Raw genomic sequence first — 16740 nt, 5'->3', positions numbered from 1 at the left:
TTAATATCCGAACGGGCTGTTACCGAAACCAGAGTTATAGTATGGATTATAGTATGGCGAGGCACCATCAGTATAGCGAATTGCACCCGAAACCGAAAACTTATCGCTTATCTTGTAAGTAGCACTGAAATCGGCACCCTGACGGCCCATATAGTTATAGTTGTTATACGCACCCAGTTCCTTCGGCATATTCGACAGATCCTTCCAAACATTTCCGCTCAGAATCAGTCTGTCGTTTACCAGGTAATCGCCACCTACACTTACTATGTACTGGCTGTTGCCCTGCGAACGACGAACTACAGTTCCTTCCTCAGTGGTAAAAGCATAGTTGCGTGGCATCGAGCTTACATAGGTGAAGCTGGCAAATCCTCTGAAACGGTCTGTCACCTGGTAGCGGGCGGTTGGCTGCACAAAAGTACTGGCCCCGAAATGGCTGTTGTAGCTGGCGCCTAAACTCATGTTGTAGCTCAGTCGCGGCACTGCAGGGGCGGCATCTGTAGTTGCTTTTACAGGTGCCTGTGCCATTGCATTTCCGGCAAAGCACATCAGGCAAACCATTACTATTTTAACTGCTATTTTCACGTAGTATATCTTCAGATTATAGGTACTAAGGTAGAGCTTACACCTGTTAAAAACAAGTACTTATGCTAACGGTAACAACAGGCGGATGTTATAGTTTACCTTTTAAATTCCGGTAACTATAGTTCGGCCTTACTGTTTAACCTGTGAGCCCAGCCACTTGTTTCTGAATTGCTGCATAGCTGGTGTAAGTTCTTTGCCGATGTTCTCGTATAACGCCACTTCAAGAGCAGGAGCTTCGCCCAGCGTTATAGTTGCGTTATGCGTGGTGCCACGGCTGGTGTAAGTAACTGGTATGGTGTCTCCGGGTTTATGCTTGTCCATTACTTTCTTCAGATCTTTTTCGCTGCTGATCTTCCTGTTGTCGAGGCTTACAATTATATCGGCTCTGTCTAAACCTGCTTTGTATGCCGGAGACGTAACCGCGGTACCATAGCTGATAACAGCTCCATTTTTAGTGAATTCCATTCCGTTGATGCCCAAAGTAGCCACGCCCGGTTTTGCTTTGCGAAACTCCAGCCCCGCCTGAGCCAGCAGGGGGGCAAAGTCAGGAAGCTCGCTCCCGTTTACATAGTTACTGAATACTTTTGCTGCCCATGCTTTGTCGCCGCTTACTTCAGCCAGCGTTTCCTGCAGATCTGTTAAGATATACGGTTTCTCCGGACGTCCATACTTTCGCCACAGCGCCTGCATGTAATCGTCCAGCGTTTTGCTATAGCTCTGGCGCAGTGTCATGTCCAGGCTTAGCCCGAGCATGCTGCCGTAGGTATAGTAAGAAATAAAAGTATTGTGGCGGTTTACAGCATCAACGGAGCGGGCGGCATCTACAAAAGGAGCCTGTTTGCTCATCTCAACCAAACTATGGTACTGGCGGCCCGGCGACAGCAGCACATAGTTCAGGTCTCCGGTAAGTCCGTCTGCAAAGTCTTTTATACTGATTATACCGCTTCGTGGCATGGTCAGGTCACCGTAGTAACTGGTAAAACCTTCGGCCAGCCAAAGGGCCTCGCTCATATTCGCTTCCTGGAAATTAAATGGCTCCAGACTTTTCGGGCGGATGCGTTCTACATTCCAGGCATGGAAAAACTCATGCGAAACGGTGTTCAGTTGGCCTGTCATGGCTTTGGCAAGCGGCTGCGAACTGGTAACTATAGTTGAGTTGCGGTGCTCCATGCCATCGCCGTTTGTTTGCGGCATATAGCAGCCAATAAACGTATAGCGCCCGAAATCAAAATCAGGTAACTCGCCAAACACGGCACGTTGCTCGGCTACAATTTTCTGCGTTTTCTGAACGTATTCGTTAAACTGTTCTTTGGTGCCGGTGTGGTGCAGGGTAACCTGTATCGTCTTCGTTTTTCCATTTTCCTGTATGGTCCATTCGGCAAGATCATAGTTGCTTAGCTCGGTCGGGCTATCCATCAGATACTGAAAGTTCGGTGCAGAATAAGTGTTGCCCTGTTCGTGTTTCAGTTGGGTGGCTACTTTCCAGTTGCTGTTTTGGGGTATGTTGAAGGTAACCTGTGCCGGTGCTTTATCAAACGCTATGGCATGCATTAACGTGGCCGGCATGTTCAGGTGCGCGTGCGTTTCGTCTATGCCTGTGTAGGTTCCATCAGCATGGTCTCCGAACAACGTATAGGTTATAGTTGCAGCACCCTTATGGCCGGTAACATTCCACTGATGCGGTGTGGTTTTCCAGATCTTAAGCGCTTGACCCTGGCTATCGGTAGCTTTTACACTGTAAACATTCTTGGCAAACTCGTGCAACGCATAACGGCCCGGCGAACTGCGGGGCATCAATACTTCCAGCGTGTCAGATGAGATACCAGCAAAAGTAACACTGATCTCCGCCTCATGGTGCACCGCATTCGGGAACGACAGGTTGTAAGTAACTTTTTGCTGTGCGATCAGCGGTATTGTCAGGAGTAAGGTTAAGAGTAAACTATAGATTTTAGGGAGCATGTGGTGTTGTGTTTAGTTGATTGAAAGATAAGGAGAAGGATGTAGCTACACAAATGGTGGCTGTAGTTTTGGGTTTTGGTCATCCCGACCGCCAACTAAAGGATCTTATATGTCTTATAGTTTCCTTTCTTGTCATTTCGAACGCAGAGAGAAATCTGAGTGCTATAGTTTGATTTTCTACTATCCGAACTAAGCCTGCCTTTCAAACTACTTCCTATCCTAGGAGCTCTACATGCCTATAGTATTATAGTTAGCTTTGGTGCCCTTACGGCCGGGAGGCCCCGTCTTCGGGTATCGCGCGGCTGCTTTCTTGCTTCCCTCGTGCCTCGGGCTGCCTGGTGGCACCGCAACAAAGCAAAGGCGCTCCACCCAAAGACTGAGATCAGTTCGATAGCTATAGTTATGCTGTTTAAAAGGCTATAGTTGCTTTGCTTTATCTTGGCTATAGTTTCGAGGGGACAGGTAAACCTGTCCTGCTCGTGGTGTGTAACTATAGAAATATAGTTTAGAAAGTGGTAAAGGCAGAATTGTCCCCTTGAGGGGACTATAGGGGTGTTAAGACGCCAACTATAGAACTACAACTTAACAGTAACTATAGCCGAAATTCCCCTCTCGGGAGGGGTAGGGGTGGGTTAATACGTCAACTATAAAACAAAGAGCATTAACTGCAGCAACGGCTGCAAAAAGCTCACCACCTTAGGTAAGGAGAGGTTAGGGCTAGTTGGACGTTGGAACTATAAACCGATAGCCATCGCTACTATTATGCTTGCCCCTGCCGGGCCAGTTGAGTTACAAACTCAACACCATAAGTAGACACGGGTTACAAACCCCCGCCAGCAAAATAGCTAACTATAAAAGCCCAACCCTGTCAATCCTAAAATCCTGCAAATCCTGATTCAGACAAAATTCTATCCTATTTTAGGCTTGGGGCTCTCTTCAACAGGAGAGGGCTGGGTGAGGTAAATAAGGGGAAGACTAAATACACTTCCTATAAACCCTACTCTGCACAAAACCATTATAGAACCCTGCGCATTGCTGCTCATTTAGTTTTAACTCATCAAAATGCCTGCTGTAATCAGGTAGTTTCCTGCCTTGCACATCGCTTAGTAATCCAAAGAAAAGATACATGCTTTTAGCCAGCAGTTTTTGCCAGAGTAGTGGTTTTTGCTGTACTGGCCAGAAATCCGCAAATAACCATAAACCACCCGGATTTAAAACGCTATAAAGCCTTTGCATTAACCGGGAGAGCCGCTCATCCGGGAAAAGATCAAGCAGGAAAGGTGTAATGATAATGTCAAACCGCTCGTGTGGGTGCAGGTCTGAGTCAGTGCCGTGGCGAAACTCAACTATAGTGGGAGCGGGAATTTGCTGCTGTGCCAGCTGCAGCATTTTTTCAGATGCTTCCAGGTAAACTATACGTTCTGGGGAAGTGTGTTCTAAAACCTGTTGCAAGAGCCAGCCGCTGCCGCCCCCGATGATAAGTATAGTTGCACCACTCGGAATAAAAGGGAGTAAACAGCGTTGTGCATTCTGTAGCGAAGAACCAAATACCAGCTTAGCCAATGGGTCGTAAAAAGATGCTACGCGGTCGAAGCCGCTATCCGGGTTTAATGGCAATTTGTCAAAGTGTAAAATAGGTTAGCGATCATAATGCTGTTCCAGCACACCTTTCAGCTTTTCGAAAATGTAATCTACTGTTTTTTTGCGGATTGACTGCGTATTGCCATCGAACACTTCCCGAAACTCTTCGGCTTTGCCATCATATAAAAAAGAAACAAACACGGTACCTACAGGCTTTTCATCTGTTTCGGAGCCGCCGCCGCCAGCCAGTCCGGTAACAGCTACGTTGATTTCGGCATTCAACAGTTTCTTCAGCCCCATTACCATTTCATTGGTTACCTGCTGGCTCTCGGCGGTGTACATCTCCAGAGTCTCTTTGCGAACATCCAATAGCTTTATTTTAACTTCTGGCTGATACACTACCAGGCTGCCTCTAAGCACATCACTGCTGCCTTTGGCCTTTACAAATTCAGAGGCGAGCAGGCCGGCGGTACAGCTTTCAGCAAAAGCAACAGTCAGGTTTTTATCTTTAAGGTAAGTTACCAGTTCGGTAAGTTCGTTTTGGGTCATAGCTTCATCTATTTTCAGTGCTATACTTACTTATCTGGGGTTAGTTTGGTTTTGGCCCAGCAGGTAACTCTCCAGTATACTATAGATGGGGTGCGGCGATGCCAGTTCAGATTTCCAGACACCAATTGCATATACGGGCAGGGTTATGTCCTTTTCCGGAAGTACGGGAGGTTTTGCTTCGGGCCTGGCAATGTTTTTACGGTAGCGGGCAAGCGTAATATGGGGCGTTGGCTTCAGTTTGTTGGGCTCCTCAGGGGCCAGCGCCCCCGACAGTTTTTTACTTAGTTTTGCAAACTCCGGGTGTTCATTAAACCGTGCCCAGATCAGGCGTGGTGAAGTTGGTTTCGGGCCCTGCTCTACGGCGGCAAGCTGCAAAGTAAAAGGCTCGCACTGATGCGCTATCTCTTTTACTTTATACCTGATCGTATCAATCTCTGTGGCAGGTATATTGCCTATAAAAAACAAGGTCAGGTGCATGTTCTGCAGGGGTATTGGCCGTAAGGTATCATCAAGTAAAGGCCTGAGCTGCTCTTTAAGGTAAGGCCCTAATTCATCAGTCAGCGAGGCCGCAATAAATAACCTGATCGTAGCATCCATAAGTAAACTATAGCATTGATTATTGATCTTACGTAAAGGTATACGCATGCTACGCAACCATAGCATCCCGAAAAACGAATGTATAACGCATGATAAAGAGTTTCTATAAAAAAGTTGCCGCCGGCGTAGCCTTGTTTACAGTAGAGCTGATTTTTGTCTGGCTATTGTTTATTGCGTGTGTAGTGGTTTTCTTTTACATAAGCAGCCAGGTATTGCAGGGGGATGAGTTGGGCATGGATGACGCCGCGTTCGACTTTGCCGCAACTATAGCTTCGCCGGGCCTCGATAATTTTATAAAAGTGATTACCTTTTTTGCGTCAAGGCAGTTTTTGACCCCTGCAGCGCTGTTGCTGGTTGCGTACTTTGTGTTTATAAAACGGCACAGGTGGTATTCGTTAAAAGTGCCGGTAGTAGCGCTGGGCAGTATCACGCTTAATGTGGTGCTGAAATACTTTTTCGACAGGCCAAGGCCCATTGTACCGATGGTGGAAGCGCACGGACTTAGTTTTCCGAGCGGACATACCATGGTGGCGGCATCGTTTTACGGGTTGCTGATATACCTGGTGTGGCAAAACGTAAAGCAGCCAGCCCTGAAATACACCCTTGTGGCACTGTTATCTGCCTTTGTTATTCTGATCGGTTTTAGCCGTATTTATCTGCGGGTGCATTACGCTACTGATGTACTGGCAGGGTTTGCTGCCGGTTTTATGTGGGTTTTTATCGGCATTTATATTCTTAGACGATTGGAGCGCTATTCACGTAAAGAGATAACGCCAGTTTTGATTGATGAGCCTGTGACAAAAGAATAAATATTTTTTTATTGGCATATTGCATTAATTAAATTCTGTCGTACCTTTGCAATCCCAATGAACGAGGGTTAAAGGGTTTTGGGGATGTTTATTTGATAGTGACCAATGCGCACGTGGCGAAATTGGTAGACGTGCAGGTCTCAGAAGCCTGTGCCTTCGGGTGTGGGAGTTCGAGTCTCCCCGTGCGCACATTATCTCTATCAGAGCGAAAGCCGGTTCTTACAAAGGACCGGCTTTCGCTTTTTTTATAGTTTATAGTTTCGGGGCTAACTATAGTTGTACCGTCCGGTGTTGTAAGTGCGTAAGCAATAGGCATGAAGCGCAGGCTAAAACGGTTTTTAAGCGCACTGGCGTTGCTCTCGGTAGAGGCGGTGTTGGTCTGGGCTGTTTTCTTTGGTTGTGTGCTGCTGTTTGTGTATATGGCTGAACTAGTATTTGTTGATAAAAGTACTGCATTTGACGAAGCCATGTTCCGGTTTGCTGCCAGCCACTCTTCCACCGAAACAACACGCATCATGCGTTTCATTTCTTTTTTTGCTTCTGCTGATTACCTGATGGTGGTGCCGGTGCTTATAGTTCTGATTTTTGCCTGGTTCCGGCAGTTACAGTGGTTTGCGCTTAAAGTATTGGTTATTTCGTTTACCAGCACTATGCTGAACCAGGCGTTGAAGCGTGTATTTGAGCGTCCCCGCCCCGAAACGGCGATACTTGAACAATCCGGGCTCAGTTTCCCAAGCGGCCACGCCATGATCGGCGGTTCGTTTTATGGTTTGCTAATCTACATTGTATGGCGAACAGTACCGAATCCCATCTGGCGGTGGCTGATAACTATAATTTTAACGTTGCTACTTCTGCTAATTGGCTATAGTCGCGTGTACCTAAACGTGCATTACGCTACGGATGTACTGGCAGGCTACTCAGCCGGAATTCGCTGGCTGCTTATCTCTATCTACCTCATGCGCAAACTCGAGAAAATCTACTTCAGGAAAGTGGAGCGTAAGCAGGTGTAGGGGTATATGTTATTTATCCGATATAAAGTTTTATTAGCCAGCAGAAGTGTGTAGTTTAGTTGTAAGGAAACAGTTTTTGAAAAGATAATCACGAATGCAAAAAAGCTTACTAATTGTTGTCTGGCTTCTGTTGCTCATATCCTGCAATGAGAAAGTAGCTATAGATCACACTTATCAGTTTTATAGTTTACAAGTCAGACCTGATTCACAACTGAAGATAACTCCTCAAGTTAATAATGATAGTACTTTAAGATATTATAACTATGAAATTGAGCATGGTAATAATTCCATATTTACACTAACTTACTCAAGTGGCGATAGTATTGCCACTGATAGTGGAGAGAGTGATATTGTGATTTTTGAAGTAGATACTGCCAAAACGGAGTTCAACATTGTAGGTACTGACTTTAAGAACTATAGCGGACTTTATGAGAAAAGCTGTTTTTGTTTTGAGGAAGACGCAAATAAACCTTTGCCTATTACGCAAGGCCAGGTGTTCGGGAAAAAGTTAAGCTCAACTACATGGAAAGTGCGTGCTGAGATTGGGATGATTGATATAGAAGATACTGTAAGGGTTGGGCAAACGAAGATTATAAGCTTAAAATAGCATTTATGTTGACAAACTATAAATCCATATTTCTCTTTATAGCTATTCTTACCCTTGCCTTACCAGCGCTGGCCCAGCACCCCGATGATATAAAGGCTGTCCGGGAGAAGCTGCAGCAGGAGCGGCTAAAGGCGAAGTCGGCAACTATAGCACCAGCCGAAAAAGCTGAGAAGTTACTGGAACTGGGATTATGGCAGGAAGCAGAACAAACTATAGCCACGGCAAAACCAACAGTGCAAACTACAGTTGCCAAAGCAAAGCTGGCTATAGTTAACAACGAGTTTGAGCAGGCCGAAAAGCTGGTAACGCAGGCACTGAAACTACAGCCCACATCTCCGGAAGCACTACTGCTACAAAGCAAACTACAGGTACAAGCCTGGGAACTGGAAAAAGCAAAAGCCACGGCCAACAAGATCCTAGCAAAAACCCCGAAACACGAAGCAGCAGCGTTACAAATAGGTCGCATTTTGATGCTGCAGAAAAAGTATGAGCAGGCTCTGGAGAAAGCTAAACAGGTACAACGACTAAATCCGAAAAATGCCGATGCGTATTTGCTGGAATCGGATGTGCATTTCTGGAATCAGAAGCCGGAGCTTGCCGAAAAACCGCTTATCACCAGCCTTACGCTTAACCCGTTTAACCCCGATGCCCGCTTCAACTATGGTTATGCCATCTGGCGACGTGTAGATGCCACGCAGCTGAATGACATGGCGGCACAATGGGAATTGGCATTGGAGCTGAACCCGCTGCACTATGTAACGCACTGGCACTGGGGCAACGGCCATACCAACCTTACCTACGCCGACTACGCGCAACCTGAAGACGACAAAGTTAGACAGACACTACAACCTGCCGAAAAACTGATAGCGCAGAACAAACTACAGGAAGCGCTGGCTCATGCTGCTAATGTACAGAAGGAATATCCGCAATCGGTGTTGCCGGCCATGCTGCGTGGCTCCGTATATTACATGGCTTTCGATATGGACCGCACGCAGCGCCTTGATTCTGCCCAAACGATCTTTCAGAATATCTTAAAGCGCAAAAAGCATTACGGCCCGGCGCATAATGCCCTGGCCGCGGTCATCAAACAAAAGCAACTGCCTTACCTGCACAACTACGATTCGCTGCAGCAGGTTATCCAACAGACAATTATAAAAGACCCCGTAAATTTTGCACGCGTGTTTCCGGATGTGACGTACTACCCCGGCGATGAAGTGCAGAAAATGGTGTGGTCGCAACTATACGAAAGCATTGTTTACTTTCCGTTCCTGAGCAGGCAAAATGAAAAGTTTGTAATTCCGCCGCTGCACATTGATTTAGCTATCGCCATGAACTCGCCTTTCTTTAGGCAGGCAACCACATTCGATAACCGTCAGTGGATGGACATCAGAGGCGTAGGAAGTGGCGCAGCTGCCATCGAGTATGTGGTGCGGGGCTCGTACCTGGAGCGCAATGTAGTATTGCACGAGTATGTACATCAGTTTCATGGCAGGGTGTTTACCGATGCAGAAAATCGCGAAGTGCGCCGCCTGTACCAGAACGCCATGAAAGAAAATCGCACACTCGATTATTATTCGGCCAACAACGAACACGAGTACCTGGCGCAAACCTATCCGGCTTATTTCGAGCCTGTAAAAGTGCATCCGCTTAACCACAAATCCATTAACACCACCGCCGACCTGAAGGCCAAAGACCCGGAACTGTATAGTTTTCTGGATGGTCTGGTAAAACGGCAGCAGGCTTACCTGGCAGGCGACAAACAGGCCATGGCCAGCAACTGGGCTGAAGTATACCTAAATTTGTCGGAGCGGGCTTTGGCAGGCAAAAATTACGAGCAGGCAACAGCTTTGTTAGATACCGCCCTGACCTGGGATGAAAATTACCAGCCAGCTTTAATGGCTTATGCCCGCGTAAAACAGGAACAGAGCAGGTTTAATGATGCCGAAAAATGGCTCTCGAAAGCTGAAAAGATAAACCCCAATTATGCGCCTGTGTATGCAGCCCGTGCCGAATTGCTGGAAGCTATGCGCCGCAACAACAAACTGGAAACTACCGATGCCCTGAAACAACAGGCTGATCTATACCGCAAAGCACTGGAACTGGAAGACGACCTGATGACAAGAGCTGCCAATACGATGGCCTTCGCCAGACTATATGCTTCTTACAGCAGGGTTCCCGAAGCGATGATCTTAGCAGAAAGTTATGTGAAATCAGCCCCGACGGTATCAACCTACCTGCGCGACCGCCGCGATGAAGCTCTTGCTTACGCCCACTGGCTGAAAGGCACTACCGACAAGGCTCCTGAAAGCGAAGCAGAACTGGCAAGACTAGTCTCGTTAAAGCCGCAGAACTATGAACTGCGCCAACAATATGCCGATGTACTGGCCGCCCAAGGCAACTATAAAAAAGCATATGCTACCTTAGAGGAAGCCCAGCGTATATTAGCGGCAAGCAGCACACCCCGTCCGCCATTCACTGTGCGCATGGCAGCATACCAACTTATGTTGGGCCAGAAAGATTCGGCTATAGTTACAGCAGAACCATTGCTTTCCGGTAGGGTTAAACTACGCAGCGATAACTATAAACTGGTCTCGTTAATGGCACAGCTTGGCGACGTAGAGAAAGCAACCATGTTACTGCGCCAGCAACCACGCCCGGAATCGCCGGCTGATATGGGAGAACGTTTAACAGCAGTAGGGATACTCTGGGAGTCGTTGGACCAGGCACATAAAGCAGAGAAATCGTACAAAGCTGCATTGGCAGAAAACCCTTACCAGCTCGAGGCCCGCGTATTATTAGCAAAGCTTTTAAGAGAACGGGGAAGAAATAAACAGGCTGATAAAGTAATGGCTGGCACACGTATTTCAGAGATCTAACCAAACTATAAACCACTTAAACTATATGAAACTACATTTCTACTTCAGGTTTGCACTCGCCTTGTTAATTGGCCTTGCCTGGTCGTGCAACCAGTCTACAGACTCAGTGGCTGCTGCCAGCGGCGACAAAGACAAAGCCGTAACAACTATTTACGTGGTGCGTCATGCCGAAAAAGTTGCTACGGACCCTAAAGCTGAAGACCCTGTGCTTACTCCGGAAGGGGAGGCCCGTGCAAAAGCCCTGGTAACTTATTTAAATGGAAAGCCTGTTGATGCCTTGTATAGCACCAAATACAGGCGCAATACCCTGACCATAAAACCATTGGCAGATACCCGGAAGCTACCTGTCAATACTTACGAGGCGCACGATTTTGAAGGGCTTAAGAAACAGGTACTCACCAATAATGCCGGTAAAACTATAGTTGTGGTTGGTCACTCCAATACCATTTTGCCTATAGTGGAGGCCTTTGGGGCCAAAAAGCCATTTGCCGAAGTAGCAGACAGCAAGTACGACCACATCTTTAAAGTAACCATACAAGCCGATGGTACTGCAACCGTAGAAACCGATACCTATGGCGCTGCAACCAACTAAACTATAGTTGCAGTAAAATGAAAAGCCCGCTTATTTTACTAAGCGGGCTTTTTTATAGTTTAAAAGTATGTTACGTATAGTGTCGAGCCTGTTTTACCACATGCGAATCGGTTACCCGGTTATGGAAGTAACGGTGTTTTGCAACGGGCAGGCCCCGCACAAAGCGCATTAGCATGATCATGATAGAAAGGGGCTTGGCAAAGTAACGGATAGTAGCATTTTTTAACGTAAGGCGGCCATTGTGCTTATCTACTACCTTTAAGCCAAGCAGGTATTTGCCCAGCGTAGCCTGTACATGGCTTGTTTCGGCGCCTGCAAAATATAACCAGCCCAGCACTATGTAGATCAGTGTTTCAGGTTTCCAGATAAATGTCGCTTCGTTGCTGCTGATAGTATAGTAATCAGCAATGGCTGCTATGGTAACTATTAGCACAGCATCAATTACCAGCGCGATGGCGCGCATTCTTATTGAAGCCGGAACTACTTTTTCTCCTGATTTAAGATATATAGCCTGCATAGTATATTTTCGTCATAGTTTATCATTTAGCCGCGTTTACGGTTTTGATATACTATAAAAACTAAAACAGGTTGTGTTATAGAGAGTTATAGTTTAGAAAAGGGTGAGTTGCTTTGTTGGTTTAAGGATGCCTTCGTGTTTTAAAAGCCATTCTTTGCGCCACAAGCCGCCGGCGTACCCAGTCAGGCTGCCGTCGCTGCCTATAACGCGGTGGCACGGAACTATAAGGCAGATCGGATTTTTACCATTAGCAGCGCCCACTGCCCTTATCGCCTTCTCGCCAGACACTGCTCTTGCCACTGCCATGTACGATACTGTTTTTCCGAAAGGGATCGAAGAGAGGTTAGCCCAGACCTTCTGCTGAAACTCAGTGCCTTCCGGCTGCATTGGTATATCGAACTGCCTGCGGGTACCTGTAAAATATTCGTTGAGCTGGGTTATAGTTTGCTGCAACACGGCAGGTTGCTCCGGCGAGGTAGGGTAGGCTATATCCGAAAAAAGGCACGATACCAGGTGCGAATCGGTAGCGGCCAGGTTCAGATAGCCAATAGGCGTTTGATAACTGCAGGTGTAAAATGTAGCAAGCATTTTTAAAAGTACGGATTTGACAGGTTTGCCGCAAGTAGCTGAAACTATAATATTTAAAAGCAAAAATCCCCTGCTGTGTTTCAGCAGGGGATTTTTGTGGCAGTAGTATCAAACTATAGTTTGTAAGATAATACCAGCATTAAGCTTTTGATGCTCGTATCATGACTTGAGAATCGTGACACACCGTCGTTCATCTCGTAGCGTGCCTCCAGGTTAAGTGGCTTGCCGAGGAATGAGTATGAGATGCCCAGACCAGCTGTCATGCCTCCGGATAATGTCAGGAAGTCGTCTTCTCCCAGAAAAGGCTCTTTTTTTGTGCGTGTTGCCCCACCGAAGGTAGAGGTTGTGGTAATTTCATTTTTCTGCGATGCTACCAGGTTTATAACCGGGCCAATATTAAAGTAAGGTCTGAAAGTGCCTCTTGGGTAAGTATAACGCGCCAGCACCGGTACTTTAAGATGCGTTACATCAATCCATATCTCGCTGGTTGAGTTGCCTGGTACACTTGGGTCATCACCTACACTTGCTTCAAAATAGTTAGGGGCATACAACATCTCTAGCTGTAATGATAGCTTCTCGCTGATGGTAGGCATCGAAAAGTTAAAAAAGATACCTGCAACAGGCTTTACAGAGGTGTTGTTAAAATTCAGATCGGAGTCTTCTATCTTATAAGAAAGTGTTGAGCTGCTGATACCGGCAACAGGGCCAAGGCCAATGCGTATTTTCTTCGGCACTTTGCTGTATTCTTCCTGGCCAATACACTCGTTGTATTGCTTAACTATAGCCGACAGCGAATTAAGGCCGATAACTACTTTATTTATATCGTCTTCGGTTATAGAACTACAATCCAGGAACGTTTGCATAAGTACTGGCTTGTATAGTTCGCGGCGCATCATGTAGGTATGGCCTAGTTTGCGGCCTTCCTGGGTATTTTTCTGTTTAAACTCTTCAACCTTAAGCTCTCGCAGCGGTTCTGAATCTTTAGAAATGTAAAAGCGGTCTTTCTGCAACGGGTCGCGCAGGTAATACAGGTTAGCTTTACCTTTCACCAACAGTTGTGCAAATAAGGTTTGTTCTGTGCTCAGGGTGTCAAAAGCAGGTACCAGTTTAGATTCATAATATTTATGCTCCTTCTGGAAACCATAACCCTGCACCTGGTTGGGTAAAAAGCTCTGTGCCTGGGCAGCATCGTTGCTTTTAAAAGAGATTTGATGTGTGTTACGTTGTGCACCACGGTAATCTACAAATCCGGTAAGAGTGTCGCCGTTTTGCACAATATAACCCTGCCTGAAATCCTGCTGAGCAAATGCTGCGCTGCTTATTAAAGCTACTAAAATGGTAATGTAAAGTTGTTTCATAATGAGGCTAAAAGATTTATAAAGTTGGATTGAAATACATGGGGAGTTTACTTGAAATGGGGCTCTACTATTAGGAATTAAAAATATAGTTGGACTTTAATGGTGCTAGATACTATAAATACTTGCATAAAACAAAAAAGCCCCACTGATTTCAGTGGAGCTTTTTTGTTTATAGTTGATTGATCTAAAAGTAAAAGCTTGCTCCGAATTTTGCTTTCGAAAGACTGAGCTCAGCATTGAAATTTTTTGATTCTGTGTCTTCGTCAGGTGTCATGCTGTTTTTCAAACCATGGTTATAGTTCAGCATATTTGCTTTTAACTCGATTCCGAATCTAGGCTTTATGAAGTAAACCAGCCCGGGTGATACATTCACCTGTACAGAAGTTGCTTCGCTTTCAGCGTTCAATTTTTCAGAACCTATTACAGGTCCGTTCAGACCACCGTAATAATATATAGTAGAACTCTCTTTTATCTCCACTGATTCAGCTCTGAAACCAGCCTGCGTTTCACCAAAAATAAAAAGCTTAGAGACGATAGGTTGGTAATAGCGTACCTGAGGACCTGCCGTCCAGGAGCGGTTTTTGATCTCATATGTACGTGAACCTCCGTAATATCCACCTGAACCAGGTAATGAGGTCATCTTTGTTTCTGTTGTCTGCCTGTTATGTTCCAGAAACAAGCCCAGGGACCAACGCTCATTCAAAAGGTAGTTTACAGAGGGAGAGATCTGGAATGATTTTGTGCTACCACCCTGGTCATTTTGCTGGATGGAACCACCAATACCAGCTGATACAAAAAAGGACTTCGGAAGTTCCTGGGCAGCTACCTGGAACATTGCCAGCAGGCTGCCGGCTAAGAGTATAAGTCGTTTCATAGGTTGATTTATATTATGGAAGCGCTATATAATATAAATCATAGATAAAAACAAAAAGCCCCGCTGGTTTCAGCGGGGCTTTTCTATAGTTGCGTATTCGGGTTTTACTTGTTGGTATTACCGTCTACTTCTTCGTAATCAACATCGGTTACACCGCCATCGTTAGCTGCCTGCCCTTGCGGACCGCCAGCCTGGCCATTACCACCGGTTGCACCTGCAGCGCCTTCTTGTCCGGCACCACCGGCTGCGTACATTTCCTGCGAAGCTGCACTCCAGGCATTGTTCAATGCTTCCAGAGCAGTATCAATTCCGGCTATGTCCTTAGCACCGTGTGCTGTTTTCAACTGGCCAAGTGCCCCTTCGATGTTAGACTTGTTACCTTCCGATAACTTATCGCCAAACTCTTTCAGCTGCTTCTCAGTCTGGAAGATCATAGAGTCAGCAGCATTCAGCTTCTCGATCTCTTCCTTCGCTTTCTTATCAGATTCGGCGTTGGCTTCTGCTTCCTGGCGCATGCGCTCAATTTCCTGCTCGCTCAGACCAGACGATGCCTCAATACGGATCTTCTGCTCTTTACCAGTTGCTTTATCCTTAGCCGTTACATGCAGGATACCGTTGGCATCAATATCAAATATTACTTCGATTTGCGGAACACCACGAGGTGCTGGTGGAATACCATCCAGGTGGAATCTGCCGATGGTGCGGTTGTCGCGGGCCATTGGGCGCTCACCTTGCAGTACGTGAATCTCTACAGACGGCTGGTTATCAGATGCTGTTGAGAATGTTTCCGATTTCTTGGTTGGTATAGTTGTGTTCGATTCGATCAGCTTGGTCATTACACCACCCATCGTTTCGATACCCAGTGAAAGCGGCGTTACGTCAAGCAGAAGTACATCTTTTACTTCACCAGTCAGTACACCACCCTGAATAGCAGCACCAATTGCTACAACTTCATCCGGGTTTACACCTTTAGATGGCTTCTTGCCGAAGAACTTCTCAACTTCTTCCTGAACCTTAGGGATACGCGTAGAACCACCCACCAGGATCACTTCATCAATATCAGAAGTAGATAAGCCTGCATCCTGAAGCGCCTTACGGCAAGGCTCCATCGATCTGCGGATCAGGTCGTCAGTCAGCTGCTCGAACTTAGAGCGTGTTAACTTACGAACCAAGTGCTTTGGAACACCGTCAACAGGCATAATGTATGGCAGGTTGATCTCAGTTTCGTTAGAAGATGAAAGCTCCACTTTTGCTTTCTCAGCGGCTTCTTTTAAACGCTGAAGCGCCATTGGGTCCTTGCGCAGGTCAATGCCTTCGTCGTTCTTAAATTCTTCTGCCAGCCAGTTAATGATCTTCTGGTCAAAGTCATCACCACCAAGGTGTGTATCACCGTTCGTAGAAAGTACTTCAAACACGCCATCACCCAGCTCCAGGATCGAAATATCGAATGTACCGCCACCTAAGTCGAATACCGCGATCTTCTGATCTTTGTGTTTTTTGTCAAGACCATAAGCAAGCGCTGCTGCTGTTGGCTCGTTAATGATACGCTTTACTTCAAGGCCAGCAATCTGACCGGCTTCTTTCGTAGCCTGGCGCTGTGCATCGTTAAAGTAAGCTGGTACCGTAATAACTGCTTCTGTTACAGTTGTGCCCAGGTAATCTTCAGCAGTAGCCTTCATTTTCTGAAGTACCATGGCAGAGATTTCCTGTGGTGTGTACTGGCGGTCGCCGATCTCCACACGGATAGTGTTGTTGCTGCCCTGAATTACTTTGTAAGATACCTGCTTAGATTCTTCGCTAACTTCGTTGTAGCTATGGCCCATAAAACGCTTGATCGAAGCGATCGTGTTTTGTGGGTTAGTGATTGCCTGGCGCTTGGCAGGGTCACCTACTTTACGCTCGCCATTACCACCGTCCAGAAATGCAACGATAGACGGAGTTGTTCTGCGGCCTTCGCTGTTTGGTATAACTACCGGCTCGTTACCTTCCATTACGGCAACGCACGAGTTGGTAGTACCCAAGTCAATACCTATTATTTTTCCCATTCTATAGTTTTATTATAGTTTCCTATCAAAAAATTTCTTTACTGTTGGTAGCATTCTATCAACCAATATGCCAACCGTTTTTAGGGTTGTTTTTTATGTCATTCTGTCACGAAGTAAAACTATAGTTACGGTTTTGTCTGACTTAAACCGAAGCTGCCAACTAACCTGCGACAGATTTACCTATGACCTATAGTTA

Annotated in this window: 15 protein-coding genes and 1 tRNA gene; 6 read left to right on the top strand and 10 right to left on the bottom strand. The window is 46.2% G+C overall.

The window, feature by feature from the left end:
• The 5 genes from KYK27_RS02105 to thpR all read right to left on the bottom strand — a co-directional run bounded on the left by KYK27_RS02105 (window position 1) and on the right by thpR (window position 5316).
• Window positions 1–582, bottom strand: a complete 582-nt coding sequence (locus KYK27_RS02105) for a hypothetical protein (protein ID WP_199108408.1) — start codon at window positions 580–582, stop codon at window positions 1–3.
• Window positions 583–711: 129 nt separating this feature from the next.
• Window positions 712–2541, bottom strand: a complete 1830-nt coding sequence (locus tag KYK27_RS02100; protein ID WP_199108407.1) for a M61 family metallopeptidase — start codon at window positions 2539–2541, stop codon at window positions 712–714.
• A gap of 975 nt (window positions 2542–3516) precedes the next feature.
• Window positions 3517–4158 (bottom strand): class I SAM-dependent methyltransferase, encoded by a 642-nt coding sequence (locus KYK27_RS02095; RefSeq protein ID WP_199108406.1) that lies wholly within the window; start codon window positions 4156–4158, stop codon window positions 3517–3519.
• A gap of 21 nt (window positions 4159–4179) precedes the next feature.
• A complete protein-coding gene (locus KYK27_RS02090) occupies window positions 4180–4671 on the bottom strand; it encodes a CinA family protein (protein ID WP_199108405.1) in 492 nt (163 codons plus the stop codon).
• A 30-nt stretch (window positions 4672–4701) separates the two neighbouring features.
• Window positions 4702–5316 carry an RNA 2',3'-cyclic phosphodiesterase gene (gene thpR / locus KYK27_RS02085; protein WP_233150209.1) on the bottom strand — a complete coding sequence of 205 codons (615 nt, stop codon included), beginning with the start codon at window positions 5314–5316 and terminating at the stop codon, window positions 4702–4704.
• A 41-nt stretch (window positions 5317–5357) separates the two neighbouring features.
• Between thpR and KYK27_RS02080 the strand changes: the two genes are divergently transcribed.
• The 6 genes from KYK27_RS02080 (at window position 5358) to KYK27_RS02055 (ending at window position 11162) form a co-directional block, all read left to right on the top strand.
• Window positions 5358–6077, top strand: a complete 720-nt coding sequence (locus tag KYK27_RS02080) for a phosphatase PAP2 family protein (RefSeq protein WP_199108404.1) — start codon at window positions 5358–5360, stop codon at window positions 6075–6077.
• Window positions 6078–6184: 107 nt separating this feature from the next.
• Window positions 6185–6266, top strand: a tRNA-Leu gene (locus tag KYK27_RS02075).
• A gap of 125 nt (window positions 6267–6391) precedes the next feature.
• The gene (locus KYK27_RS02070) at window positions 6392–7087 is read left to right on the top strand and encodes a phosphatase PAP2 family protein (protein ID WP_199108403.1); all 696 of its coding nucleotides are present in this window, start codon (window positions 6392–6394) and stop codon (window positions 7085–7087) included.
• A gap of 94 nt (window positions 7088–7181) precedes the next feature.
• On the top strand, window positions 7182–7694 hold the full coding sequence (locus KYK27_RS02065; RefSeq protein WP_199108402.1) for a hypothetical protein: 513 nt from the start codon (window positions 7182–7184) through the stop codon (window positions 7692–7694).
• 5 nt (window positions 7695–7699) lie between these two features.
• Window positions 7700–10570 (top strand): tetratricopeptide repeat protein, encoded by a 2871-nt coding sequence (locus KYK27_RS02060; RefSeq protein WP_199108401.1) that lies wholly within the window; start codon window positions 7700–7702, stop codon window positions 10568–10570.
• Window positions 10571–10595: 25 nt separating this feature from the next.
• Window positions 10596–11162 carry a SixA phosphatase family protein gene (locus KYK27_RS02055; RefSeq protein ID WP_199108400.1) on the top strand — a complete coding sequence of 189 codons (567 nt, stop codon included), beginning with the start codon at window positions 10596–10598 and terminating at the stop codon, window positions 11160–11162.
• Window positions 11163–11232: 70 nt separating this feature from the next.
• On the opposite strand, the gene KYK27_RS02050 is transcribed toward KYK27_RS02055, so the two are convergent.
• The 5 genes from KYK27_RS02050 to dnaK form a co-directional block, all read right to left on the bottom strand.
• The gene (locus tag KYK27_RS02050; RefSeq protein ID WP_199108399.1) at window positions 11233–11679 is read right to left on the bottom strand and encodes an RDD family protein; all 447 of its coding nucleotides are present in this window, start codon (window positions 11677–11679) and stop codon (window positions 11233–11235) included.
• Between the two features lie 93 nt (window positions 11680–11772).
• Window positions 11773–12267, bottom strand: a complete 495-nt coding sequence (locus tag KYK27_RS02045; protein WP_199108398.1) for a methylated-DNA--[protein]-cysteine S-methyltransferase — start codon at window positions 12265–12267, stop codon at window positions 11773–11775.
• Window positions 12268–12380: 113 nt separating this feature from the next.
• Window positions 12381–13625 carry a porin family protein gene (locus KYK27_RS02040; RefSeq protein WP_199108397.1) on the bottom strand — a complete coding sequence of 415 codons (1245 nt, stop codon included), beginning with the start codon at window positions 13623–13625 and terminating at the stop codon, window positions 12381–12383.
• Between the two features lie 184 nt (window positions 13626–13809).
• Complete coding sequence (locus KYK27_RS02035) at window positions 13810–14499, bottom strand: outer membrane beta-barrel protein (protein ID WP_199108396.1); 690 nt, start codon at window positions 14497–14499, stop codon at window positions 13810–13812.
• 104 nt (window positions 14500–14603) lie between these two features.
• Entirely contained in the window at window positions 14604–16544 is a 1941-nt protein-coding gene (dnaK, locus tag KYK27_RS02030) for a molecular chaperone DnaK (protein WP_199108395.1), read from the bottom strand.
• Between the last annotated feature and the right edge of the window lie 196 nt (window positions 16545–16740).

Source organism: Pontibacter populi, from assembly GCF_019336435.1.
GTDB classification, from domain to species: Bacteria; Bacteroidota; Bacteroidia; order Cytophagales; family Hymenobacteraceae; genus Pontibacter; species Pontibacter humidus.
This window is presented reverse-complemented; position numbering and strand designations above follow the sequence as displayed.